This window comes from Methylophaga thalassica (assembly GCF_030159795.1).
Lineage (GTDB): Bacteria > Pseudomonadota > Gammaproteobacteria > Nitrosococcales > Methylophagaceae > Methylophaga > Methylophaga thalassica.
Genome location: NZ_BSND01000003.1, coordinates 810,682 through 835,693 on the forward strand (window position 1 = coordinate 810,682; position 25,012 = coordinate 835,693).

27 protein-coding genes are annotated in these 25,012 nt (G+C 42.9%); 11 read left to right on the top strand and 16 right to left on the bottom strand.

The window, feature by feature from the left end; genetic code table 11:
* Nucleotides 1-31: 31 nt before the first annotated feature.
* The 5 genes from QQL60_RS04105 to QQL60_RS04125 form a co-directional block, all read right to left on the bottom strand.
* Entirely contained in the window at nt 32-1,969 is a 1,938-nt protein-coding gene (locus QQL60_RS04105; protein ID WP_273181627.1) for a PQQ-dependent sugar dehydrogenase, read from the bottom strand.
* Between the two features lie 159 nt (nt 1,970-2,128).
* On the bottom strand, nt 2,129-3,232 hold the full coding sequence (locus QQL60_RS04110; RefSeq protein ID WP_273181626.1) for an alkene reductase: 1,104 nt from the start codon (nt 3,230-3,232) through the stop codon (nt 2,129-2,131).
* 15 nt (nt 3,233-3,247) lie between these two features.
* The gene (locus tag QQL60_RS04115) at nt 3,248-4,237 is read right to left on the bottom strand and encodes a zinc-dependent alcohol dehydrogenase family protein (RefSeq protein WP_007145346.1); all 990 of its coding nucleotides are present in this window, start codon (nt 4,235-4,237) and stop codon (nt 3,248-3,250) included.
* Between the two features lie 15 nt (nt 4,238-4,252).
* Nucleotides 4,253-5,413, bottom strand: a complete 1,161-nt coding sequence (locus QQL60_RS04120) for an iron-containing alcohol dehydrogenase (protein ID WP_007145345.1) — start codon at nt 5,411-5,413, stop codon at nt 4,253-4,255.
* Nucleotides 5,414-5,477: 64 nt separating this feature from the next.
* Entirely contained in the window at nt 5,478-6,092 is a 615-nt protein-coding gene (locus QQL60_RS04125) for a TetR/AcrR family transcriptional regulator (RefSeq protein WP_007145344.1), read from the bottom strand.
* A 217-nt stretch (nt 6,093-6,309) separates the two neighbouring features.
* Between QQL60_RS04125 and doeB2 the strand changes: the two genes are divergently transcribed.
* From doeB2 to QQL60_RS04145, 4 genes are read left to right on the top strand one after another with little or no spacing between them, the layout of a single operon-like run.
* The gene (gene doeB2 / locus QQL60_RS04130; protein ID WP_284722503.1) at nt 6,310-7,473 is read left to right on the top strand and encodes a N(2)-acetyl-L-2,4-diaminobutanoate deacetylase DoeB2; all 1,164 of its coding nucleotides are present in this window, start codon (nt 6,310-6,312) and stop codon (nt 7,471-7,473) included.
* 55 nt (nt 7,474-7,528) lie between these two features.
* The gene (locus QQL60_RS04135) at nt 7,529-8,803 is read left to right on the top strand and encodes an aspartate aminotransferase family protein (RefSeq protein ID WP_273181620.1); all 1,275 of its coding nucleotides are present in this window, start codon (nt 7,529-7,531) and stop codon (nt 8,801-8,803) included.
* Nucleotides 8,800-10,053 (top strand): ectoine hydrolase, encoded by a 1,254-nt coding sequence (gene doeA, locus QQL60_RS04140; protein WP_284722504.1) that lies wholly within the window; start codon nt 8,800-8,802, stop codon nt 10,051-10,053. The genes QQL60_RS04135 and doeA overlap by 4 nt, the downstream gene beginning before the upstream one ends.
* A 7-nt stretch (nt 10,054-10,060) precedes the next feature.
* The gene (locus tag QQL60_RS04145; RefSeq protein WP_284722505.1) at nt 10,061-11,422 is read left to right on the top strand and encodes an NAD-dependent succinate-semialdehyde dehydrogenase; all 1,362 of its coding nucleotides are present in this window, start codon (nt 10,061-10,063) and stop codon (nt 11,420-11,422) included.
* Here QQL60_RS04145 and QQL60_RS04150 read toward each other — a convergent pair.
* The 5 genes from QQL60_RS04150 to QQL60_RS04170 form a co-directional block, all read right to left on the bottom strand.
* On the bottom strand, nt 11,415-12,524 hold the full coding sequence (locus tag QQL60_RS04150; protein WP_284722506.1) for a PepSY-associated TM helix domain-containing protein: 1,110 nt from the start codon (nt 12,522-12,524) through the stop codon (nt 11,415-11,417). The two genes, QQL60_RS04145 and QQL60_RS04150, sit on opposite strands and share 8 nt — an antisense overlap.
* A gap of 147 nt (nt 12,525-12,671) precedes the next feature.
* Nucleotides 12,672-12,863, bottom strand: coding sequence for a CPXCG motif-containing cysteine-rich protein (locus QQL60_RS04155; RefSeq protein ID WP_007145338.1), 192 nt, complete (start codon nt 12,861-12,863; stop codon nt 12,672-12,674).
* Nucleotides 12,864-12,918: 55 nt separating this feature from the next.
* A complete protein-coding gene (locus QQL60_RS04160) occupies nt 12,919-13,419 on the bottom strand; it encodes a GNAT family N-acetyltransferase (RefSeq protein ID WP_284722507.1) in 501 nt (166 codons plus the stop codon).
* Nucleotides 13,416-14,594 (bottom strand): chromate efflux transporter, encoded by a 1,179-nt coding sequence (gene chrA / locus QQL60_RS04165; RefSeq protein WP_284722508.1) that lies wholly within the window; start codon nt 14,592-14,594, stop codon nt 13,416-13,418. Before chrA ends, QQL60_RS04160 begins: the two co-directional genes overlap by 4 nt.
* Before the next feature lie 59 nt (nt 14,595-14,653).
* The gene (locus QQL60_RS04170; RefSeq protein WP_007145335.1) at nt 14,654-14,854 is read right to left on the bottom strand and encodes a DUF2061 domain-containing protein; all 201 of its coding nucleotides are present in this window, start codon (nt 14,852-14,854) and stop codon (nt 14,654-14,656) included.
* 247 nt (nt 14,855-15,101) lie between these two features.
* Here QQL60_RS04170 and QQL60_RS04175 point away from each other — a divergent pair, with 247 nt between their 5' ends.
* On the top strand, nt 15,102-15,572 hold the full coding sequence (locus QQL60_RS04175; protein ID WP_007145334.1) for a Dps family protein: 471 nt from the start codon (nt 15,102-15,104) through the stop codon (nt 15,570-15,572).
* 41 nt (nt 15,573-15,613) lie between these two features.
* Here QQL60_RS04175 and QQL60_RS04180 read toward each other — a convergent pair whose 3' ends face one another.
* A complete protein-coding gene (locus QQL60_RS04180) occupies nt 15,614-16,426 on the bottom strand; it encodes an ion transporter (RefSeq protein ID WP_273181605.1) in 813 nt (270 codons plus the stop codon).
* A 134-nt stretch (nt 16,427-16,560) separates the two neighbouring features.
* On the opposite strand from QQL60_RS04180, the gene QQL60_RS04185 reads away from it, so the two are divergent.
* Nucleotides 16,561-17,163, top strand: a complete 603-nt coding sequence (locus QQL60_RS04185) for a cysteine hydrolase family protein (RefSeq protein WP_284722509.1) — start codon at nt 16,561-16,563, stop codon at nt 17,161-17,163.
* A 19-nt stretch (nt 17,164-17,182) separates the two neighbouring features.
* On the opposite strand, the gene QQL60_RS04190 is transcribed toward QQL60_RS04185, so the two are convergent.
* Nucleotides 17,183-17,701, bottom strand: a complete 519-nt coding sequence (locus tag QQL60_RS04190) for a lipocalin family protein (RefSeq protein WP_284722510.1) — start codon at nt 17,699-17,701, stop codon at nt 17,183-17,185.
* Between the two features lie 358 nt (nt 17,702-18,059).
* On the opposite strand from QQL60_RS04190, the gene QQL60_RS04195 reads away from it, so the two are divergent.
* From QQL60_RS04195 to QQL60_RS04210, 4 genes are all read left to right on the top strand, one after another.
* The gene (locus tag QQL60_RS04195) at nt 18,060-18,500 is read left to right on the top strand and encodes an RrF2 family transcriptional regulator (protein WP_007145330.1); all 441 of its coding nucleotides are present in this window, start codon (nt 18,060-18,062) and stop codon (nt 18,498-18,500) included.
* Between the two features lie 92 nt (nt 18,501-18,592).
* Complete coding sequence (locus tag QQL60_RS04200) at nt 18,593-18,907, top strand: hypothetical protein (protein ID WP_284722511.1); 315 nt, start codon at nt 18,593-18,595, stop codon at nt 18,905-18,907.
* Between the two features lie 60 nt (nt 18,908-18,967).
* Nucleotides 18,968-20,401, top strand: a complete 1,434-nt coding sequence (locus tag QQL60_RS04205; protein ID WP_284722512.1) for a sensor domain-containing diguanylate cyclase — start codon at nt 18,968-18,970, stop codon at nt 20,399-20,401.
* Between the two features lie 15 nt (nt 20,402-20,416).
* Nucleotides 20,417-21,199: a hypothetical protein gene (locus QQL60_RS04210; RefSeq protein ID WP_007145327.1), complete on the top strand. Its 783-nt coding sequence runs from the start codon at nt 20,417-20,419 to the stop codon at nt 21,197-21,199.
* 4 nt (nt 21,200-21,203) lie between these two features.
* On the opposite strand, the gene QQL60_RS04215 is transcribed toward QQL60_RS04210, so the two are convergent.
* The 3 genes from QQL60_RS04215 to QQL60_RS04225 form a co-directional block, all read right to left on the bottom strand.
* A complete protein-coding gene (locus tag QQL60_RS04215) occupies nt 21,204-21,665 on the bottom strand; it encodes a MarR family winged helix-turn-helix transcriptional regulator (protein WP_284722513.1) in 462 nt (153 codons plus the stop codon).
* A gap of 220 nt (nt 21,666-21,885) precedes the next feature.
* Nucleotides 21,886-22,272 carry a hypothetical protein gene (locus QQL60_RS04220; RefSeq protein ID WP_007145325.1) on the bottom strand — a complete coding sequence of 129 codons (387 nt, stop codon included), beginning with the start codon at nt 22,270-22,272 and terminating at the stop codon, nt 21,886-21,888.
* 107 nt (nt 22,273-22,379) lie between these two features.
* Nucleotides 22,380-23,678: a mechanosensitive ion channel family protein gene (locus QQL60_RS04225; RefSeq protein ID WP_284451968.1), complete on the bottom strand. Its 1,299-nt coding sequence runs from the start codon at nt 23,676-23,678 to the stop codon at nt 22,380-22,382.
* A 126-nt stretch (nt 23,679-23,804) separates the two neighbouring features.
* On the opposite strand from QQL60_RS04225, the gene QQL60_RS04230 reads away from it, so the two are divergent.
* Nucleotides 23,805-24,539: an SDR family oxidoreductase gene (locus QQL60_RS04230; RefSeq protein WP_284722514.1), complete on the top strand. Its 735-nt coding sequence runs from the start codon at nt 23,805-23,807 to the stop codon at nt 24,537-24,539.
* Nucleotides 24,540-24,601: 62 nt separating this feature from the next.
* Here the strand turns inward: QQL60_RS04230 and QQL60_RS04235 are convergent, their stop codons facing one another.
* A complete protein-coding gene (locus QQL60_RS04235) occupies nt 24,602-24,808 on the bottom strand; it encodes a cold-shock protein (protein WP_007145321.1) in 207 nt (68 codons plus the stop codon).
* Nucleotides 24,809-25,012: the final 204 nt, after the last annotated feature.

Here is a 25,012-nt window from a genome sequence, read left to right on the forward strand (position 1 = left end):
CGGTGAATAACACCGGGCATTTTTTAGTGTATTACTGTATGGGTAAATAGACTATTTTACTGCCTTTCATATCCGGCACTATCAGGTACTGACCATCTGCTGAGAGACTAATGTCAGCAGCAGAGACAAAGTCATCACTGAGTAATTGTGGTGTTGCTTTAGGTTCAACTAACTGCCACACCTTACCATTTTGCCAATCACTCACATACAGATAGCCTTTGCTGTCTCTGACCAGACCATCAGCACCACCAAAGCCTTTGTTCAGTGCTTCAGTTTTACCCGAGCTGATATTCGCACGATACAAGTCACCTGTGCCAAAGTCAGCAACTAACAGCGTGTCATTACCGTCCATCAGCAACCCATTAGGACGTTTAATAGCCGATTTATCATCCAAAATTTCGCTCACTTTACCTGCTTGAGTAATTTGATAAATGCCGGCATTTTCTCCATCATCAGTGCCGCTATCAGAGACATATAAGGTACCGTTACCATCAATTTCCATATCATTCAGAAAGACAGGTTTTCCGGGAAAATCCTTGGCTTTGGCGATAACTGTGATATCACCTTTCATATCTACTTTAACGACATGATCGACATCAGCGATATACAGTTCGTTATTCCATAAATCGATGCCTTTGGGATCATTTAAGCCTGTAGCCAGCGTTGTTTTTTGTCCGGACTTATCGATAACCGTGACTTTACCGTCACCGGCTTTACCAAACTCACCAATTTCAGTGACAAATACACGACCATCTGGTGCTGCAATGGCTGATTCAGGCATCTGCAGATCAGTGATTGTTTTGCTATTTGATTGAGACGTGGCATCAGTTGAAGATGCGTTGTCATCGCCATAACTAACACGGTAAATCACATCGTTATAATCATCAGAAATCAGTAAGGAACCATCGGCAAGTTGTAATACATCGGTCGGACGTCCCCAGGCCTCACCATTCTGCAACCAACCATCGATAAAGACTTCATGACCTGTCACCTGATGATTATCATCAAATGTGACACGCATTAACTGGTAACCCACAGGACTCGTTCTATTCCATGAACCATGCTGAGCAATAATGGCATCGCCTTTGTAGTCAGCTGGAAACATATCACCTGTATAGAATTTGAGACCCAGACTTGCGGTATGTGCCTGGAATTCCTGGACAGGGAACGTGACGTCTTGTGGTGCTTGTTTGTCTTTCCAGTCAGGATGTTGCGCTTTGCCACCCGCATAATAAGGGAAACCAAAGTGCATACCGGCTTTAGGTGCGGCATTGAGTTCACCCGGTGGATTATCATCACCCATCATATCGACGTTATTATCAGTGAAATACAGGGTGCCAGTGTCGGGCTGGAAGTCCATACCCACTGAGTTTCTGATACCTTTGGCATATATTTCAGCATCACTGCCATCGGCATTCATGCGAATAATGCTGGCTTCAATACCCTGAGGATTACAGATATTACAGGGGGCACCTACGGTGACATAAAGCTTGTTATCAGGGCCAAAAGCAATATAGCGCCAGCCATGGTGTGCTTTATCCGGTAGCTTATCGTAAATAACCTCACGCATTTGTTTAAATGGTAAGTTGAGATCGAAACCCGGAGCGGGGTAAATGGCAATACGGTTTTGCTCAGCAACATAAAGGTTGCCTTGATGCACCGCTACACCATTACCGACTTTTAAATCATCAAGAATCTTCACCACTTTATCGGCTTTACGATCTTTGTTTTTATCGACTACCGCAAAGACATTATTACCGCGTGTGCCAACAAATACTGTGCCTGTTGACTGGCCTAAGGCCATTTGACGCGCACCTTCGACTTCGGCATAAACATTAATATGAAAGCCTTCTGGCAGCTTGAGCTTGTGTAGATTTTCTTCCGCATCGGCTCGGTCAGCAAATGCAGCCTGTCCCATCAGTCCTAACGAACCGGCTAGCATAAGCTGTGTTATTGTCTTAAGTGTCATACATCCTCCTTTAGTATGTATTTTCCTGCTGTGCAGCGTATCGATTATTGAATCACAGAGAATCGATACGCTGCTTGAGTGGTATCAGGACACGATACGTCACTGATACTCATGGTGCTTGCCTAATAAAACGGGGTTTGTGCTGGTTTCTACATATCGTTATTTTTCAGTGAGAAAGGGATAATCGATATAACCATGTTCATCACCACCATAAAAGCTATCGCTGTCAGGTGTATTCAATGGGGCGCGAGTAGAGAAACGTTCAACTAAATCCGGGTTGGCAATGAATAACTTACCGAAGGATATACAGTCAGCATCGCCACTTTGGATCGCTACATTGGCAGTATCAAAATTATATTCACTGTTTGTCATATACGTTCCCTGATACCACTCACGACATAGGCCTAAATCAAACTCGGGGCCCGCAGCGCCTGGATTTTCAGCGCCCATTTCAGTGATATGTAAATACGCCAGGTTAAACTTGTTTAGCGCCTTGATAATGTACTCAAAGGTTTTTTCGGGCTGACTGTCTTTCATATCATTAAAAGGTTGCAACGGAGACAAACGAATACCAACACGGTCTGAACCCCAGATTTTGCAAACTTCATCAACGACTTCTAGGGTCAGACGGGCGCGGTTTTCAATACTGCCACCATATTCATCCGTTCGCTGATTACTGCCATCACGTAAAAATTGGTCAAGCAGATAGCCATTGGCAGAATGCACTTCGACACCATCAAAGCCTGCTGTTAAGGCGTTATAAGCGGCAGTTCTGAAATCATCGATTGTCTGCTTGATTTCATCCTTTGTCATTTCCTGTGGTGTTTCATAAGGTTTCATACCCTCGTAGGTATACACTTCACCAGCAGGTTTAATGGCTGATGGGGCTTGTGGTTTCATACCACCGGGTAACATAGATGAATGTGAGACTCGACCACAGTGCCATATTTGCAAAACAATCTTGCCACCTTCTGCATGGACCGCTTTGGTGACTTTTTTCCAGCCTTCAATCTGGGCTTTGCTGTATATGCCTGGTGTATTCGGATAACCAATACCTTGAGCCGAGATTAATGTGGCTTCACTGATAATCAGCCCTGCTGAAGCTCGCTGACGGTAATACTCAACATTCATATCTGTGGGGGCTAAACCTTCACCTGCACGGTTACGCGTAAGCGGTGCCATTATCACGCGGTTTTTCAAGCTGATGGAACCCAGTTCAATAGGTGATAAAAGCGACTGAGATTGTTGATTCATTGCTGTCATAGTGCATCCCTAAGTTCAAAGTGTAATAACAATTTTGCCTAACTGATTATTGGCTTCCAGATAGCTATGGGCCGCGACAATATCGTCAAATTCAAATGTTTTAGCGATAACCGGGCTTAGCTGCGAATGCTTCAACCAGTCAAAGATTTTTTCTTTAGCTTTGTTTAAACGTTCTGGAGCGCTGGTGAATTCAAATAGCGTGTACCCCCGAATTGTGAGCCCTTTCTGTAATGCGGGGAACAGTGGATAAGGGGTGGGGTCAGCACTTAATGCGCCATATTGAAAGATCATTGCTAATGGTGCGCAGGCTTCAGCTAAGGTGTTTAACATCGGGCCGGCAACAGGATCGAAAACGATATTGACACCACGGCCTTCAGTGATCGCCATCACCGCATCTACCACATCATCTTGTTCACTGATAATCACGTGCTTAGCCCCTAACTGATGGAGTTGTTCTACCTTTTCAGCTGTTCGGGTCATCGCAATAGGTGTGGCACCAATCAGGTTACATAATTGTATGGCAGCAATGCCGACACTACTGGATGCGGCTGGGATTAATACATAATCACTGGCTTGCATTTTGGCAATATCAATCAAGGCACCATACGCTGTTAAATATTGCATCCACACTGATGTCGCTTGCTGCCAGCTTAAATTCTCCGGGTGATGAGTGACAGCGGTAACTGGCATATTGGTGACTTCTGCATAAGCACCATATTGGTTCATTGAAAAGTTGGGAATGGTACTGACGGCATCACCAACTTTGATATGTTTGACGTTGTCACCGACGGCGGTAACGGTTCCTGAACATTCATAGCCTATACGGGCAGGGAGTTCAGGTGTTTCAAGATATTGGCCACGGCGGAACATTGCCTCAGCACGGTTAAGACCAATAGCATGGACTTGGATCTGTACTTCATCAGCAGAAGGGGCTGGGACGGTTTCATCAATAATTGATAAAACGGATGGTTCACCTACCTGAGAAAATTGAACTGTTTTTGTCATAAAGCGCTCCTTTATTTATAGGCTTGCTTGCAGAATTTGTTGGCTTTTTTTGAGGTCGATATCATTATGTTCGCCAAGCTGGGTCAGACCATGTTCAGCCAGTTGTTTGATCATCACTGGAATAGCATCAGCATTAATCTGGTAATCACTCAGATGTGTTTTCACACCCATTCGTTCAAAAAAATCGCGAGTTTTTGTGATCGCCATGTTTATTTTAGTGTCGTCAGTGCCTTCGTTGAGTCCCCAGACACGCTCGGCATACTGTAGTAATTTGGCGGATTTTTTCTCGCGTTGTTCCTGCAGTACTGTGGGCAATAAAATCGCCAATGTTTGTGCGTGATCCAGCCCATGTAGTGCGGTGATTTCATGACCGATCATGTGAGTTGCCCAATCCTGAGGAACTCCGGCACCAATCAAGCCGTTTAACGCTAATGTCGCTGTCCACATGAAATTGGCCTGCAGATCGTAATCATTAGGCGACTCAAGCAGCTTAGGACCAATCTCAATGAGTGTCTGCAATAATCCCTCTGCGAATCGATCCTGCACCATGGCATTAACCGGATAAGTCAGATATTGCTCCATGATGTGCGTGAAGGCATCCACTACACCATTCGCCAGTTGTCGTGGTGGCAAAGTATAGGCTTTGGTCGGATCTAAAATAGAAAATACTGGATAGACGAGCTTACTGCTGAATGCCAGTTTTTCTTGTGTTTCGTAACGTGTGATCACGGAGTTGGCATTCATTTCTGAGCCAGTAGCGGGGAGGGTAAGCACTGAACCAAACGGTAATGCCTGGCGAATATTTGTGGCGTGATTCACTAAGATTTCCTGCCATGGGTCACCATCACACTGCACAGCTGCAGCAACAAACTTGGTGCCATCTATGACAGAACCACCCCCAACAGCTAACAGATAATCCAACTTATTTTGACGAATCTGCTCAACCGCACGCATCAAGGTACTGTAACCAGGATTAGCTTCGATACCGCCAAACTCTTCTATATGACGATTACCAAGGGCAGTAATGACTTCGTCTAGGGTGCCGTTTTTTCGTGCACTTTGTCCACCAAACAACACTAAAACACGCGCATCTTTCGGCACAAGCTCATCGAGTTGTGCAACCTGACCTTCACCAAAAACAATACGTGTCGGATTATAAAAATTAAAATTATTCATTGCCGTACCACCTTAAAAATAGTTTATTAGACCAGTCGTCTTTATTTTGGATAAATAGAGCAGGTCACTCGTTATTGTCAGTCAAACCCAGTCTGTTTTGTGTCGCTTTCATAGCGATTTCAAGCGCAGCGGGTGTGTGATTGACTTTAGTCATCAGCGTCGCGCCTACCCATAGATAATAGATCTCTTGTGTGACTGTTTTAGCATCATAATTAGCATTGATTTCGCGTTTATCTATCGCTTCCTGAACACAAACGGAGAGTCGTTCAATGACCTGTTGCGTGCCTTGTTTAAGTGTTAACCGCATCGCTTCTGATAGATCTGTTACTTCACCACTTAACTTCACCACAAGGCATCGGTCCATGCTGGTGTCATCACATTGATTGGCTTTCCACTGCTCAAAGTAGGCGAGCAGACGTTCAACAGCCGGACGCTTATCCGTTTTTAACTGTTTATCCACGGTCGTTATATATTGAGCAAAATAATGCTCTAGCAGCGCGTTGCCAAACTGTTCCTTGGATTCGAAATAGTGATAAAACGATCCCTTTGGCACATTAGCGGCTTTTAATATTTCATTCAGACCCACGGCAGAAAAGCCTTTCCCAAGGATAATCTGCTGTGCTGTCGTTAAGATCTGTTGTCTTGTGTCTGTGGTTCGTGTTTTATTTGTCTGTGTCATGGCTATTATCATTTCATATATTAGACCAGTCGTCTAGTTTGTGTTGAATTCAGATAAAAAGCGTTATTGGAAATATTGGAACAACGCTTGCTTTATCTTTGTCAGAGTTTGAAAGTATTGTAATTGACAGCATAAATTACCTATTCAGGTGCTTAGATACTTTCGTTTCATCAAAACATGCACTGTTTTGAGTCAATAAAAAACGCAAAGGAGCAAGATGGCTACCATCTGGCAACAAGCGATCAGTCATGCGCAGCAACTGCGTCGACACTTGCACAGTCAACCGGAGCTGGGTTGGCAAGAAGTGCAAACAGCTGAATTGATCCGCAAACAATTAGATTTACTGGGTATTCTCTGGGAGTCTTGTGCTGAGCTGGGCACTTTAGCAAGACTGAACCCTCACGGTGATAGCAAACCGCATATCGCACTGCGCGCTGACATGGATGCGCTGCCTATTACAGAAAAAACACAGCATAGTTGGGTATCTCAGAATACAGGTTGCATGCATGCCTGTGGTCATGATGGTCACACAGCAACATTACTGGCAACAGCCGCCTGGTTAAAGTCGGTAGAAGATAAATTACCAGGTCCAGTGACCTTACTGTTTCAGCCAGCAGAAGAGGGCGGCCATGGCGCCAAAAAGATGATCGATGACGGCGCTTTGCAGGGCATTGATGAAATTTATGGCTGGCATAACTGGCCTGCGATGTCTTTTGGCAAGCTTATTTGCCCAGATGACATCGTCATGTGCGGGAATGGTACGTTTAGTATTACTTTAACTGGTAAAGGTGGACATGCCAGTCAGCCTGAACTTTGTCGTGATCCTGTGTTGGCAGCCAGTGCCGTCACTATGGCACTTCAGCAGATCATTAGTCGTCATCTTTCACCGCAACAGGCAGCGGTGGTCAATGTCTCATCTATCGAAGCCCCGAGTGCGGCCACCGTGATCCCTGATAAGGCGGTATTAGGTGGAAGTATTCGCGTTCCTGACCAAAAAACGCGTGATCTGATCAATCGTCTAATTACCGAGATAAGCCAACAGACAGCTGCGAGTTATGGTGTGGACTGTGAGGTCAATATCTACCCCCGCTATGAAGCCACTATCAATCATGCTCATCAGGCTTCGAATCTGCGTGCCCAGTGGCAGGCGGATCATGGGCTGGCAGGAATGGATACAGACTCCTTAGTGCCTATCATGGCATCTGAGGACTTCAGCTACTACCTGAATAAAATCCCCGGCGCATTTGCCTTGATTGGTGCGGATGATGGTCCTGATCATCAATCGGTATGTCACAGTCCTTTATATGACTTTAATGATCAACTAATTCCTTTAGTTACCCGTCTTTATACGCGTTTGGTCGGTGCGCCTTTGCCTGAATAACTGACTACATCATTCGCTGTTATAGCAGTGGATATCACTAACCAGGAGGTAATGAATGAGTATATTTGAACAACGTGAGTCCGGTATCCGTGCGTATTGTCGTGTTTATCCTGTGGTTTTTGATAAAGCCAGTAATGCTAGGCAAACCGATGAAGAGGGGAATGAATATATCGATTTCTTTGCCGGTGCCGGTGTCTTGAATTTTGGTCACAATAATGAGCGGATGACTTCGGCTGTGGTGGACTATATTCAATCAGGCGGCGTGACTCACGCGCTGGATATGCAAACAACAGCAAAACGTGAGTTTATGGAGAAGTTCGAAAAAACGATTCTTAAACCACGGGGTATGACTCACAAAATGCAGTTTGTTGGGCCTACCGGCACCAATGCGGTGGAAGCAGCCATGAAGCTGGCAAGACGCGTAACTTCACGGCAGGAAATAGTCGCTTTTACTCGTGGCTTTCATGGCATGACGTTGGGCTCTCTGGCTGCAACGGCAAATCGTTATTTTCGTGGTGCTGCTGGTGTCCCGCTAAATCACGTCTCACATTATCCCTTTGGCTGTGAAAAAACATGTCAAGGCTGTGAATCAGGCTGTGGCATGTCGGTGTTAGAACACTTGCGTTCGCTGTATCTGGATACATCGAGTGGTGTGACTCCGCCTGCGGCATTTTTACTTGAAACGATTCAGGCGGAAGGTGGTGTCAATGTTGCCTCCAAAGAATGGCTTCAGGAGTTAGCAAAACTAGCTAGGGAAGTAGGTTCTCTGCTGATTATTGATGATATACAGGTTGGCATGGGCCGAACCGGGTCTTTCTTTAGTTTTGATGATATGGATATCGATCCTGACATCATTTGTATGGCGAAAGGACTTGGCGGCATGGGAACGCCGATGGCGATGAATCTCATAAAACCAGAAGTGGATGAATATTGGGCACCGGGTGAACACACTGGTACCTTCCGTGGCCAGAGCCTGTCTTTTGTTGCCGGTAAGGAAGCGCTGACCTATTTTGAAAATGACGATTTGATGGCTGAGGTCAAACAAAAAGCTGAGAAAATGAATCAGGCATTGGCACCACTGGAAGAAAAATTCGAGCAGGTGCAGATACGTGGTAAGGGCATGATTATCGGTCTGGATGTGACGACGGGTGAACGCGCCAAAGCGATTGTTGATGAATGCTTCAAAGCCGGATTATTGATTGCCAGTTGCGGCACTGGCGGACGTGTAGTCAAGCTTATTCCTCCTTTGACCATACCTGAAGAGGATCTGCAGGCTGGTTTAGATGTTCTGGTACAGACCACATACAAAGTCATGGAGGAAGCGGCATGAGACAACGTGATGATATGACCTTTCCCTTTGAGGAATATGAACGTCGCCTGAGTGAATTACGCGTCAGAATTGCTCAACGTCACTTAGATGCTGTGGTGATAACTGATCCAGAAAATATTATGTATATGACGGATTATCAGACCACGGGATATTCCTTCTTTCAAGCCTTAGTCGTGCCGTTAGAGCAGGAACCTTTCATGATTACCCGGGCGATGGAAGAGTCCAATATTATTGCCCGTACCTGGGTAGAACGGACCCGGCCTTATCCTGACACCGGAGATGCCATTCAAATGCTGGTAGATGCCTTGCGAGAGTTTGGTTTGTCAGACAAACGCATTGGCTATGAGCGCAACAGTTATTTCTTCCCTGCTTATCAACAGGACTTTATTCACACCACATTAACCGATGGCAAATTACTGGATTGTTTTGGCATTGTGGAGCAGGGGCGCATCAGAAAATCTGCAGCAGAGATTGAGTTAATGCATCGTGCCGCTAAAGCCACTGAGGCTGGCATGAAAGCCGGTCTGGAGGCGGCTAAGGCGGGTGTCACCGAAAATGATATTGGCGCGGCTATCAGTTCAGCTATGTTTAAAGCAGGGGGCGAACCACCAGCAGTTATGCCGTATGTCACATCGGGCCCACGCACGATGATTGGTCATGCTACGTGGGAAGGACGCACAGTCAAGCCTGAAGAACATGTCTTTCTTGAAGTGGGTGGCTGTTATCGACGCTATCACACGGCGATGATGCGAACCGTGGTGCTGGGCGAATTATCGGACTCAATGTACAAAGCGCAAGAAACTATGAAAAAAGCGTTAAGTGCTGTACATGAAACCGTGCAGCCAGGGATGACCGTGTCCGATGTCGATAATATGGTACGTAATATTATTTCAGACAATGACATTGGTGCCCGTCTCATCACGCGGTCAGGTTATTCCATTGGCATTGCTTTTCCTCCAAGCTGGGATGAAGGCTATATCTGCAGTCTGAAGCAAGGGGAATCTGCCATTCTGGAAGAAGGAATGACCTTTCATATCATTCCATGGATGTGGGGTGTGGATGGGGACAAAACCTGTGGCATATCTGACACGATCTATGTGACCGAAGATGGCTGTAAATCCTTTTTCACCATGGATCGCGATTTCACCGTTAAGCCTGAACAAGCCGATAAAACTTTAGTGGATATCAGTGAGGCACGTCAGGCTGAGACAAGCGATAAAGCAAAACCGAAAGCTAAACAATCGAAATGAGGTGGAGATGTTAACTGCAACGAATCCATATACTGGACAAGAGATTCTTAAGTACGAAGCGTTAAATGAACAAGGCGTTAATATCACGATAGCCAAAGCGGTCAATGCCTTTGACTCCTGGCGCACTATGCCTATTCAGCAACGGGCAGAGATTTTAAAATCAGTCGCTGCTTCACTGCGTAGAAATAAGCCATTACTCAGTAAACTGATGGCAGAAGAAATGGGAAAGCCGGTAAAAGAAGGTGGGCCGGAAGTGGAAAAAGCGGCCTGGTGTGCAGAATATTACGCTGAACATGCTGAGGCGTATTTAAGTGATGAAAAACTGCCATCTGATGCATCTGAGAGCTATGTTTGTTATCAGCCACTTGGCACCTTGTTGGGCATCTTACCGTGGAATGCCCCTCTCTGGTTAGCGTTCCGCTATCTCGCTCCTGCCTTGATGGCCGGCAATACTTGTGTGATGAAACATGATCCGAATGTACCGGGCTGTGCTCAGGCAATCGAGCAGGTATTTGAGGAAGCCGGTGCTCCAGTAGGGGTGATGGTGAATTTGCCGGTTGAGACACCCTTAGTAGAAAAAGCCATTCGTCATCCTGATATTGTGGCTATTTCATTTACGGGGTCGGCAGGAGCAGGGGCTAAAGTCGCTTCAATGGCAGCTTCTGAAATTAAACCCTCCGTACTGGAACTGGGTGGCAGTGATCCGTTGATTGTGCTGGCGGATGCTGACTTGGATGCCGCCGCAGACGTGGCGACTCTGTCGCGTATTATTAATGCTGGACAGTCCTGTATCGCTGCTAAGCGCATTATTATTGAAGCCCCTGTTTATGACGAGTTTATTGATAAATTAAAAACACGTTTGCAAAAATTAACCATGGGGGACCCTTTAGAAGAATCAACGGATATAGGGCCGATCGCACGTGCTGATTTAAGGGATAATTTGCATCGTCAAGTCACTGAAACCATTAATGCCGGTGCTAGTTGCCTATTAGGTGGTGAGATACCAGATGGGAATGGTTTTGCCTATCCGGTCACTTTTCTGGCGGATGTCACAGCGGATATGACGGCCTTCAGAGAAGAAACCTTTGGTCCGGTGATGTGTGCCATCAAGGCGGAGTCCGCTGAACATGCCTTAGTGCTTGCGAATGACACGGAGTTCGGTCTAGGTGCGGGTGTCTGGACGGATAATATTGAACTGGCCAAAGATCTTGCCATGAAGATTAATGCAGGACAGGTAGCCATAAATGGTATTGTGAAGACGGATCCTCGTTTACCGAGTGGTGGCATTAAAAAGTCTGGTTATGGGCGTGAGCTGGGGCCACATGGTATTAAAGAGTTTGTGAATACTAAACAAGTCTGGATCAAATAAAGCGTTTTTGGTGCTGGCGTTTAAATTTACGTCGGTACCATAAGCAGCCGCCAGCAACACTTAACACAGCGGTGAAGATACCGGTGATGAAGACAATAATACGACCCGTCAAATCAAAGGCCTCACCGCTGTGTAAAGGGAATAACCAGAAGGCGGTTTTTTGTCTGAGACTCATCGTATCGTAGCTTTGCTCGGCGAGTATCTCATTGGTCTGTGGGTTCAGCCACAAGACGAAACTTCCTGAGGTTTTGCGTGGGTCATTATCTGCATTTAAGCGGATTTCAACACTTGGGCTCTGACTGCTTGGTGGAATAATTCGTTGCCATTGTTTCTCTGGCCAATACTGTTTGGCACTGATGAGCCAATTATCAGGCTGAATCGGATGATTACTCAGCCAGTCTACGTCAGGCGAGGCTTTTGCTGGACGGTTGAGCAACCATTTTGTTTGATCCGGGAAGATCAAACTGATGCCAGTGATAATTAAGATAATAAACACGGGCAGTGAAATCAGTCCTAAAGCAATATGGGTACGACGCAAACGTGCAATTGTTGAGCTTGATTTTTGTGTGCGAGCCAGTAACCAGTTCCAAGCTTTTTTACTACGGGGCCAGCCATAATAAACACCCACAATAACATTGACTAGCATCAGCATAGCCAGTAAACCTAATACTAACTCCATTTTGTCGCCTAGCAAAAACGTAAAGTGAAACAGGTAGATCATTGAGGTAAAGTAGCTTCCCCATGCCCGCACACTGACCACATCAGCCGTATACGGATTAATCATGACTTCAATGGTTTTTCCATGAAGAGGGGATTGTGAATTCATCTCCACAAAAGCGGTATACATGGCCTTATCATTGCGTGGGGTCCGTAGTGAATTGATATGGGCTACATCTGGCAAGGCATGTAAGGCTGCATACATCACTTCAGCAATGGGGGCGGGTGGGGCTGATATGCCGTCATCCAGCACCAGCTGTGGATTTAACCATTCATCAATGGCGTGATCAAACACAATAATGGTGCCACTAATACTTTGTAAAAATAGCGGAATAAATAAAATCAGACCACTGATTCGGTGAAACTCAATCCAGAATTTTCGCATGAAGAAACTATGGTCTTTGTTTGATTGCAGTTAAGGATAAGTGAAACGACATCTGACTTGCCTTGGAGGCTAAGTCAGCATGTTAGTTCAGGTAAGAATGAATATCAAATAAGGTTTGTTATTATTTAGCTTGAGTGCTAACAGTGATTATTCATTCTCATGTGCGGTCTGCACATAAATACCTGTTTGATCCACTTCCACATTAAATGTAATGGGACGACAGCATACTTCACAGTCCTCGATATACTCTTGCGACTCGACAGAGCCATCAATCACTACCGAAATAATTTCACCACAGTAAGGGCATGACACAGTATGTTCTTGTAGCGCGTAGACCATTTTTTCTCCATCATCTTTTAGTTGAATGACTGAGATTCAGTGTAGGAGTTCCGGTTTAGGTCGTTGCGTTTGCTGAGTAGGTAAACAAATGACGTTTATCACCTAAGCCTACACCTGTGGCAATGATCTGAAACCCCAGATTTTTATAGAACTTGAGTAAGGCAGGATAATGATCGACCGCATCTAATTGCACTGTTTTATCATGAACTTGCTTAAGGCAAAACTTTAGCAACTGTTTGCCATAACCAGCGCCTTGCTTTTCAGGTGAAACGGCTAGTTGCGTAATATAGATCTCTGCGTCCGGAGCTTCTGGCCAACAGTCATCATAATAGCTGGCTTTTTCTGTGCCCATAGCAATACAGCCCAGAATCTGTTCATCTTTTTCCAGCACATAGACCTGCTTTGTTAACAGGTTCTGTTGAACTGCTTCATTATCATAAACGCCCAGCCAATGCGGCATACCTTGTTGGTGCATATTCTCAGCACAGCGGATGAGTAAATCAGTGATGTTGCTAATATCTTTTTGCTCAGCTTTTCTGATGTGCGGTGAATTCATAATAAACTCGTGATAATACTGCCAGCTAGACACCATAAAACAATAATAACGGGCGATAGACGAAAAATATTCAATAATACAAAGCCCGTTAAAGCGATAATGATATCGGTATAGGATTCAATAACATGTTGCCATATTGGTTGATAGAGTGCAGCTGCCAATAAACCAACCATAGCGGCATTAATACCTAACAGCGACTTTTGTAGGACGGCGTTAGTTTGCAGAGACTGCCAGAAAGGCAGTACTGCCAGAATTAATAAAAATCCTGGCAGAAATAATATGCACAAGGAAATAACAGCACCAGTAACACCACCACTTTCTCCTGGTAACAGTGCTCCGAGATATGCCGAAATAGTAAACAACGGTCCGGGTACGGCTTGTGCAGCACCGTAGCCTGCTAAAAATTGTTCTGATGAAATCAGACCAGTAAAAACAATTTTGTTTTCTAATAATGGCAGTACCACATGACCGCCGCCGAACACAGTGGCACCTGCCTGATAAAAAATAGTAATAAAATGAAATAACGGCTGGTCAATATTCAGTAAGGGGATAAAAAACAACAAAATAAACAGGGCAAAAAATAAGCTAGCCGTTTTTTTTCCATAGGGCAGGTTGAGTGAAAAGGTTTGACTTTTTGTATTGGGCTGCAGCAGATATAATCCGGCGATAGCACCGAATCCCATGACAATGAACTGGCTAAAACTGAAAGCCACTAGCAATAAAAATAGCAGGCTCAGACCGGCTATGATTCTTCTATTTAAATCTGGACAAAGTTGACGTGACATTTTCCAGACGGCGTCGGCCACAACAGGAAGCGCCACAAGTTGCAAACCATGTAATACGGTATCTTTTAGTGGCGATGCTATTGCAACGACATACGTTGCAAACAGAATCAACGCTAATGCTGAGGGTAAAGTAAATGCGATGAAGGCATTGATAGCGCCTAATATGCCACCACGATACAGACCAATGGCAAACCCCAACTGACTACTCGCTGGCCCAGGTAACGTTTGACTGACAGCAAGCAGTTGGGTGAAATCCTCATCAGAAAGCCAGCGCCTATTTTCAACAAAAGCCTGTCGAAAATAAGCGATATGCGCTACCGGGCCACCAAATGCCGTCAATCCAAGTGTGAAAAACGCTTTAAAAATATCCGTATGAAGTTGAAGCTTCACATATAGGCCTTTAAGTATGTTGACGATATAGTCGTCTTTCTCATTATGTCTTTCTCTGACTATTGAATGACTGGGTTTCTCTCTGCACTATCTTGCTTAATGGCTGTCCATACTTTTTCATGCATATAGAACGCAACAGTATTGATTGCGGGTTCAATTAACGCCATTGTGCCGCCAACTAATACGCTACCCGTCATTACATAACCAACGGTAAATGCAACGCTGAAATGGACAACTGCAAAGCTTAACGTTTTAGTCATGATCATTCTCCTGTTTAGTTGAGAATGATTATCATTAACCTGTGTAGCTTTGTACAACAACTTAGTTAAATGACATTGATTGGAAAAGTCGATAATTTAATCATCGTTTTTATCTATTATTTTCATGGAAATAAACTGTTTCACATTTCTTATACAATCATTATGATGTAATTATATTTAATCGATATGAACGAATCAGCGTTCATAGTGACTATATATGTCCACTAAATAATAAGGAGGCTCATTAATGAGTACCATTGATATCGGTATCAATAAGCAGGATAGACAAGATATTGCTGAAGGTTTAAAAAACCTGTTGGCAGATTCATACACTCTTTATTTACAAACACATAACTTCCACTGGAATGTCACTGGACCACAATTCCGTGAATTACATCTGATGTTCGAAGAACAATACACAGAACTTGCTGTAGCCGTGGATGATATTGCGGAGCGCATACGGACTCTGGATGTTGCCGCTCCAGGCACCTATAAATCGTTCGCTGAACTGAGTTCAATTAAAGAAGTGGAAGGCGTGCCAGAAGCAAAAGAAATGGTCGGTCTGTTGACTCATGGTCATGAGCAAGTTGTTAAAACTTGCCGTAAAGTATTAAAGCTTGCCCAAGAAGCAGATGATGAATCTTCTGCATCGCTGGTGTCTGACCGCATGCGTGTTCATGAAAAAACAGCATGGATGTTACGTGCACTTAAAGCCTAGTTGTATTCAATATTATAAAAAGGGAGCGAAAGCTCCCTTTTTTATTTCTGCTTAGTGATAAGTTGCTTTAACTCTTCTATTTGATCAGATAAGTCTTGAATAGTCGTTTCACCGGCATGCTCTCTTTGCCACTGTTCGGCGTTCTCTTTTTCCATCACGTTGACCACAATGCCGATAAGCATATTCAGAAAAGCAAAGGCGTTTAGGAAGATGAAACTGATATAGAAAATCCAACTCAATGGATAGACTGCCATTGTTTCGTACATCACATCTGTCCAGTCCTCAAACGTCATGATACGGAACAGCGTTAGCATCGAAATAGCAATATCTCCCCATAAGGTTTTATTGACGCTGGCGAAAAAAGTGGTTCCTACAGCCGCATAAATATAAACAATGATAAACATCAGAAGAGCGACATAACCGAGTTGCGGCAGGGCACGTAGTAAAGAATTAAGTAATGTTCGTAGTTCAGGGATGACAGATACCATACGTAACACACGAAATATTCTGATTAAACGTCCTACTAGAGCGAGTTCACTGTCTTCTATCGGGATAAGGCTGACAACAACGATAATGGTGTCAAAAATATTCCAGCCACTTTTAAAAAACGCGATTTTCCTGGTTTCGGCAAAAAAGCGAATACTAATCTCAATAAGAAAAAACACAGTGATGGCATAATCCAGCCACACAATTACGGTTAGCAAATTAGGCGGAATGTTGTAGGTTTTTGCACCGATCATTAACGCTGAAAAAAGGATGACAGCCACGACAATCGATTCAAATAATTTATTTTGTTTTATGTTAAGAAAAACAGCCGCAAAACGATTTGTCTTTTGGGTAAGAGATGAGGCCATTTTTTCTCCTGTTTAATGATATATCTTGGCTTGCTGCGGAATAATAGCGACTGCAAAAATTTATGCAAGTCAGAACATTATCTGAGTAAGGGATATATGGTATTGTCAATTTTTGCCATTAAAGGAGAGCGGTTATGACGACATTACGTGATATCGTTGGAATAGGGCATCAGGCTTCAGCACTAAGTGAATCTGCGTTAATCCTTATTGATTGCCAGAATACCTACAGGGAAGGTGTGATGAAGTTAGATAACGTTGAAGCGGCTCTGCAAAACGTTAAAAAATTACTTGAATTGGCCCGTGAGCATGGTATCCCCGTTTTCCATATACAACATGATGGGGGCAAAGGCTCGCCATATGACTTAAATAGTCGGCTCGGCGCCATTGCAGATGAAGTCGCACCCATCGATGGTGAATATGTCATCGTAAAAAGTTTTCCTAATTCCTTTATCCAAACATCTCTAGACGAAGCGCTCAGGAAACGTGGTATTGAGAATATTATCCTTGCCGGTTTTATGACACATATGTGTGTCAACTCAACCGCGCATGGTGGGTTTAATCGTGGTTATCATGTGACGATTGTTGCAGAAGCAACGGCGACTAGGGCCTTATGCATGAATAATGGCAAGAAACTATCTGCTGAACAAGTTCAAGAGGTCACTTTGGCAGCTACTGAGGATTTATATGCCGTTGTTGTTGCTCGCGTAGATGACATACCGATAGATGCGATTCGCTAGTGTATATGTTGAATAGCAATTATCTTGCTTTTGGTGGTTGTCCAGACCAGTCCTGGGGAACACGCTGAATTTCACTGATATCGTAGCCAACTTGTTTAATCAGACTGAGCATGTGCTGGTAGTCAGATTCAGGAATGGTTGGTGTGCGGGCCATGATCCATACATAATCACGCTTATTACGAGCGATAATTGTTTGTGAATAATCTTCAGTCAGATACATGATTCGGTAATCGGCTTTTATTGGCCAGATGAATTGCATCCCCCATATAGCATTGGTTTTCTTGTCGGTGATAAATCCTGTTGGATGATACGTTTTTAACTCACCATCATAACTATCTTCATGAAACGTAAACGTCGTTTGAATACTGCCATCTGGCTTTAGCTCATAGGACTCGATGGCATTGTGCGCACCTTTTTCAATATAAGTGGGAATGTTAGCGATAACATACCAATCTCCCATAAACCGATCTATATCGACATAAGAAACAGGTTGTATAGGCGAATGATTAGTCTGACACCCGCTTAAAAATATCGCCATGACAATTATTCCTGGAAGACCAAAACGTTGCATATCACTCACCTTGACTTTTACAGTCTATGATTAATTGTGTATCGTGAATTTGCTGTGAAGCACGTATTTGAATCACGTGCACTGTTTAAGTGCGATTTGTCGCCAAGAACGGACCTCAAAAAGAGGTAGTGTATTTGTTGTACTGCCAGTATTTCTGACATGGAATGGTCGTTATAGAGCCGTTACGATGCGTATATCTGCTGATAGCATTTCCTTTGCTAGCGCGATACATTGATGGCTGAGAAATTGCTTCTCGATGATGTTTAATGAACACTTTGATCAAGGAAACTGGGATGAATGTAAGAATGTTTTTGGGGACGGTGTAATGCAGCTGACTTCACATTCAGATTATGCCTTAAGGCTACTAATATATCTGGCGATTCATGCGCCTGATAAGCCTGCGACGGTTAAAGATGCTTCTGAGCGTTATGGCATTTCTACCAACCATTTGGCGAAGGTAGCTCAGCGTCTTGTTCAGGAAAAAATCATCAATAGTCAGCGTGGTCGTGGCGGTGGTTTATCATTAGCAATGCCAGCCGAACAAATTAACATTGGTTATCTGATTCGAAAAATAGAAAATCCAGAATTGTTGGAGTGTTTTGGTAAGAATTGTTCCTGTCCGATTGAATCTGTATGCATGTTGTTTAGTGCTTTAAGGAAAGCTCAGCAAGCTTTTTTTAATGTTCTGGATGAATACACACTCGCTGATGTGGTTAAAAACAAACATAAATTACAACAAAGCTTATCCCTGGCTAAGGCTGTATAAGATTAGACATCGCTTTATTCGGTCGGATAGGTGTATTGTCAACGGGTTGGTTAATACCATTCGACTAAACCTGAATTATGGTTGAGTAGGCTATGTCACACGTTAATACTATTGGGATGATTCTGTATCTCTGCCTGGCCGTTTTCGGTGGGTTTTTATCCGGGCTGTTCAGTCATTATGTTTATCTTGCTGCCCGACGTGAATTACCCGTTTGGGTTTCATTGTTATCCAGTGTTGTTTTTTATGTTCCGCCAGTATGGGCTGTTTTGAGCCTGTTTAAAGATGATGACCTGGATGTTTTCTATATATTGCTTATTGTTTGTTTTGCTCTAGGGGTCAAGCATCACAAGAAGATAGCCGGACAGAAACAAGAGGATGAACGTGAATATCCTTTTGATTTAGACTAAAAAATGGAAATTCTGTTACTGCTTCAATATCATTAACGGTTTATTTGTGGTGTATTTTCTTTGAAAAATCGTAAGCGTCTCTATACAGTCATCATCAGCATTATCGTTTTAATAGGGTTTTTAGCGACAAGTCTCATCGGGTATTTTGTTGCCAGAACGTCTATTTCACAGCGTCTTCAACAGGAGATGCTGCCGCTGACCAGCGATAATATTTACTCTGAAATTCAGCGAGACTTACTCCATCCACTTGTCATCTCATCACTGATGGCAAATGATGTTTTTGTATTTGATTGGGTAAATGATGGTGAAAAAGAGCCAGAAAAAATGGAAAGCTACCTCAGTCAAATTCAGAAAAAATACAATACAATTACAGCGTTTTTTGTCTCTAATAAAACAAAAAATTATTACCATCCATCGGGGGTGCTGAAACAGGTCTCTGAAGATAACAAAGCTGATGCCTGGTACTTTCAAGCAAAGAATTCTAATCAACCCTATCAAATCAATATTGATCGTGATACAGCAGAACCCAGCCGTCTGAGTATTTTTGTTAACTATCGTGTAATTGATAAAAAGGGTAATTTTATTGGTGTGATTGGCGTTGGTTTATCGCTACTTGTCGTGGAAGAGTTGATTGAAAATTATCAGCAGCGCTATGGTCGCGAAATTTATTTTATTGACCGGCAGGGACAAGTCATGTTGCAAAGCAGTAAGTACAGCAAAGAACTGCACATACAAAATAAAGAAGGGCTCGATAAAGTATTTTTACGTATTTTGACTATGCCCAGCTCATCTTTTTCATTTGACACGATCAATGGCAGTACCATTTACCTGAACAGTCGTTTAGTTCCTGAGTTTGATTGGTATTTGATTGTTGAGCAGGTAAATGATCCGGCTACTGAAAAAGTGGAAAACGCTCTGATTATCAACATTCTGGTGTCGTCTGCGATCAGTCTTGTAGTGTTGTTCATACTGCATCTTGCTTCTCGTGGTTACCAGGGACGTCTGGAAACGATGGCAACAAAAGATAAACTGACAGGCGCGACGAATCGACAAATGTTTGATTCTTTCTTTACACAGGCTGTGGCGAGATCTAAGCGACGTAATGAATCATTATCGGTTGTTTTGATTGATATCGATCACTTTAAACAGGTTAACGACAATTATGGTCATCAATATGGTGATTATGTATTAACGACAGTGGCTGGCATTATGAATCAGCATATCCGTGAAGAAGATGTTTTATGTCGATGGGGAGGCGAAGAGTTTTTATTGATGCTACAGGACTGCAGTAAAAATGAGGCCATCAGGGTAGTGAATAATCTTCGTGAAGCGATAGCAATTCATCATTTTGATTATACTGGTAAAAAGCTTCAAATTACGGTTAGTGCAGGTGTGGCCGAGTACCAGCAATCAGAAGCAATGAACCAGCTGATTGCTCGGGCTGACATATCCCTCTATCAGGCCAAAAATGATGGACGCAACTGTGTTCGTTAATACGTGAGATTGCTGATGCTAAACAAATATCGCTATACATTTCTGATGCTGTTTATTTGTTTAGGATTGGCTTGCTTTCCCGTTACACTGTCTACTGACCATCAAATCAAACAGATGATGGCAGTGACACTTAGTGTATATGCCATCGCTCGTGGTTTAAATGGGGTGATATCGGTAGCTCAGGGTACAGAAGTTTCTATTGAACCTATGGGGGTGGGATTGACTCTTGCACCAGGACAAATTCTGGACCCATTGAATGATCTAATAGAGCAGTTTTCCACTATTTTATTAACCGCCTCAGCCTCATTAGGTATTCAGCAGATAATTTTGTTTCTATCTGATCAATGGGGTTTCCGGGTCGGAATCATCGTGTTGGTGTTGATTGCAGCAATAGCAACATTGTCATCGATGGTGGGGGTTAAACAAAAACGCATTTTATTAAAAACGGTGTTGTTTTTATCTGTTCTACGCTTATTGATTCCAGTGTCTGTTATGTTCAGCGGTACACTTCAGGGATTAATGCAGTCACAAAGAGATGAGGCTGTCATGGTATTGCAGACTACTCAGAATGAGGTAGAGACTTTAACGAATCGTGAGCAAGAACAACCTAAAGGCTGGTTTGATAGCTTAAAAGGTAAATTGGATATTGAATCAAAGCTTCAGCAAATAAGACAGCAAGCAGATCGTGCTGTCCATGCAGCCGTGTATCTACTTGCTGAATTTGTTTTATTGATGTTATTGATGCCGTTGTTAACGCTTTGGCTATTATCTAAACTTACAAAAGCGTTAATTAAATAAGAGTTTAAAGCACTTTCTCTGCTGCTTCTTCACGCTTATTAAGACTGTTAGTTAATTCGTTAAGCGTGCTCAGCAGCTCAAAAAACTCAGACGATGAAAGATCTGTTTTACAAGCGACTTTAGTTTGAACCTCTGCAATGAGTGGCTCTAGCTGCTTAGCTTTATTTGTTAGAAATAAACGAACAACTCGTTCATCTTCATCGGTGCGAACTTTTTCCACCAACTCTGCTGATTGAAGACGTTTAATTATGGGTGATAATGTGCCAGAGTCTAATTTGAGTTGTCGCATAACATCCTTGATAGCGATACCATCTTTTTCCCATAATACGACCAGAACAAGGTATTGGGGATAAGTCAGGTCATAGTCGTTCAACAAGCTGCGATAAAAACGTGTGATGCTATTGGTAGCAGTGTACAAAGCAAAACACAGCTGATTATCGAGTCTCAAGTTATCAAAATTTGACATTCGTTGATTCCTTAATTTTTTTGCTTATTACCTTTGCTACGATGCAATAGAGGTACATTCGCAGTACGGTTAAAGTGTTGTTTATTGTTTTATCAATTGCGTCAATTATAGAGTGTAACTCGAGTAACGCAAATCGGATTTATTCTCAGTTCTGTTGTCTCTAATGACGCTCGAAAAAGTGAATAAATGATAATAAACGATATATAGTATCTTAGACTAATTATATTAATCTGAGTTTCGGAAGATTGATACGAATTTGCGACTTGATCTCATCAACATTGGGGCGAAAAACCAGTGGGAATACTTCGTGTTGAGCATCAGCTGAGATAAATGGCTTTATCTCATAGCCTTCGAAAAAAAGTTCGGCTCTGGCCTGACAGACTTTTTTTATGCCGTCATTGAAGGATTTATTATTGCTTGCTAACACTTCAGAATTTGTCAGCGTCCAGTTTAACGTTAGCCAGTGCTGGTAACAACTTTCAGCTAATTTTTCTGCAGGCTTGGTAAAATTCGCTTCGCTATGTAGTTGGCCATCTTCAGCAAAGGTTTGATTCAATAGGATAACCGTAATGACGATCAAGGGAGCAATGATAGCTGTATATTTCATAAATACCTCCCAAAAAAAGCGATTCAGTGATTAGATAATCCATAGCAAAATAGTAACACTAAAATGCTTGCGCGCAAGCATTTTAGTGTTGGAAATGTTATTGATGTTTAGTTATTGATAATTTTAATTTCACGTTGTGGGAACGGAATTTCTATATTGTTCTGTCTGAGAGTATCCCAGATCATCAATAGTAAATCTGCACCGACCCGGTTAGGTCCATCATCAATCCCTTCCATCCAGAACTCAACCAGAATATCGATACCTGAGTCAGCAAAGCCTTTTATTTCGGCATCTGGTCTTTCTTCCAGTGGGATATCATCACCGCTGATAACTTGAGGATGGCTGGCGACTATGCCACGAACGAGATCAAACAACAGGTGGAGATCCGTCTTATAGGCAACTTGGAATTCTAAAGAGTAGCGTTGCTTGATGTTTTTATGTGTCCAGTTAGTAAAGCTAGTAGTGATGAATTGCTCATTTGGCACCATAATATCTTTACCATCATAGGTTTCCAGTGTAGTTGATCGCATATTAAGTTCACGGATAGTGCCACGACGACCATCTTCCATTTCAACAAAATCACCTACACTAAGTGAGCGATCCAAAAGAAGGATGATTCCGGAAATAAAATTTGATGCTATGGCCTGTAATCCAAAGCCAAGTCCGACACCAAGCGCACCACCAAACACAGCCAGCGCCGTCAGATTAATCCCCATTATTTGAAGTAGTAACAGGAAAACCACAAAGAATAGAGCCACCTGAAACAGTTTGGCGAAGACCTCTCTTGTGCCTATATCCAAATCATGTTGATTTCGAATAATTTGTTGGCCAGCATTATTGGAAAGGCGTCCTAACCAGAATAGGACTGAACCAAAAATCAGTACCCTGGCAACACCATAGGCGGAGATTTCAAAGTTACCAATTTGTAATGAGATGGTTTCGAGATAAGCCACTACCTCATCTAACCAGCCGAATATGTGTAATACGGCAATGGGTAAAATAAACCAGAGCGCTAGCTTTCTAAAAAGTTGTTTTTCTACAAATCGCGTAATGATGGTATAGAGCATAAAGATGACCGCTAAACTCAAGCTAAGCTTAACTAACCAAGCCTGACCAACAACAGCCATGCTGATATCGTTAGCAAATGATAGTGAGAGCACCAGCATAAGCGGCAAGATCAATTCTCTCAGCCTATAAATTCCTTGCCTCAATTGGAGAATAGGACCTTCGGTAGGCATTTGTCTGAGTAGTGGTGACAGATTGCGTAAAAATCGATTAATCGATAACCCGATGAGTATTGCCAATACAATCAAGCCGATTTGTGAATAGAATTTTGGACTGCTTAACCAATGCATTAGCTGGGTTAAGAATTGCTCTATGACTGTTTGATAATGCTCGATATCCATGTGATGCCTTTGTTAATTATCTCGGACACAATGTATTTGACTGCTTTTAATAAGGCAAATTTAGATGCTGAACTTTACTCGTTTATATCAGTCAGCAAAGTGAATAATTCACTCTAGGAATACCACATGAATAGCCCATTTACACTGAAACATCGAGTCGTCTTTATCACCGGAGCAAACAGAGGTATTGGCAAAGCTATTGCTGAAACATTACTCAATTATGGTGTAGAGAAAGTCTATCTGGCTGTTAGAGACCTCAGCACAGTAGCTGATTTAGAAACACGGTTTATTGACCGAGTAACGCCTATATATCTCGATCTCAACGAACCTAATTCTATTTTTGCTGCTGCCGCCAATGCTCAAGACGTAGACTTAGTTATTAATAATGCTGGGATTTTGAATGGCTCAAATCCTCTGGCCATGTCAGCTATTGATTCACTGCAACACGAGTTTGATATTAATGTGTTTGGATTAGTCAGAATGGCTCAGGCGTTCGCCCCATTGCTTAAGCAAAATGGTGGCGGTGCATTCGTGCAACTAAATTCAATTGCGTCTTTGAGAAGTGTTCCCGAGTTTGCGACTTATGCCGCTTCAAAAGCGGCGGCCTATTCATTAACTCAAGCCATAAGACATGAATTGAGTAAGCAAAAAACGGTTGTATTAAGTGTACATCCTGGTCCTGTGGCTACTGATATGGCAAAGTCAATAGGACTAGTAGATGCTGAACCTGCAACTGTTGTTGCTGAGGCTATTATCAATGCTTTAGAGGTGGGTGAACCTCATGTGTTTCCAGATAGTAAAGCACAACAACTTTGGGCTGAGTACGAGAGTTTTGCCAGAAATGTGATTGAGACTATCTAAAGAGCAGGCAAAAAAAAGCCTCGTAAAAACGAGGCTTTTTTTCTTTTCTGTAAACAAATGTCTTACAGAGCAGTAATGTTTTCTGCTTGAGGGCCTTTAGCACCTTGAGTTACAGTGAACTCAACACGTTGACCTTCATTCAGGGTTCTGAAACCGTCACCTTTGATTTGGCTGAAATGAGCAAAAACGTCTGGGCCAGACTCTTGTTCAATAAAACCAAAACCTTTAGCTTCGTTAAACCATTTAACAGTACCAGTAGTTGTAGACATAAATAATCCTAATTTCTTAATAAATAATTGAAGTCCCAAATTGAGACTTTTTGGTATAGCTGGAAGTGTGCAGAGTACTTATTAACAAACAGGACGAGCTACTGATGGTAATGCTTCGAAATGAAAAATAAATATTCAGATCAACTTTCAAGCTATGTTCAATGTATAGACAATATAGGGCCGTGTCAAAAATATTTTCATCTG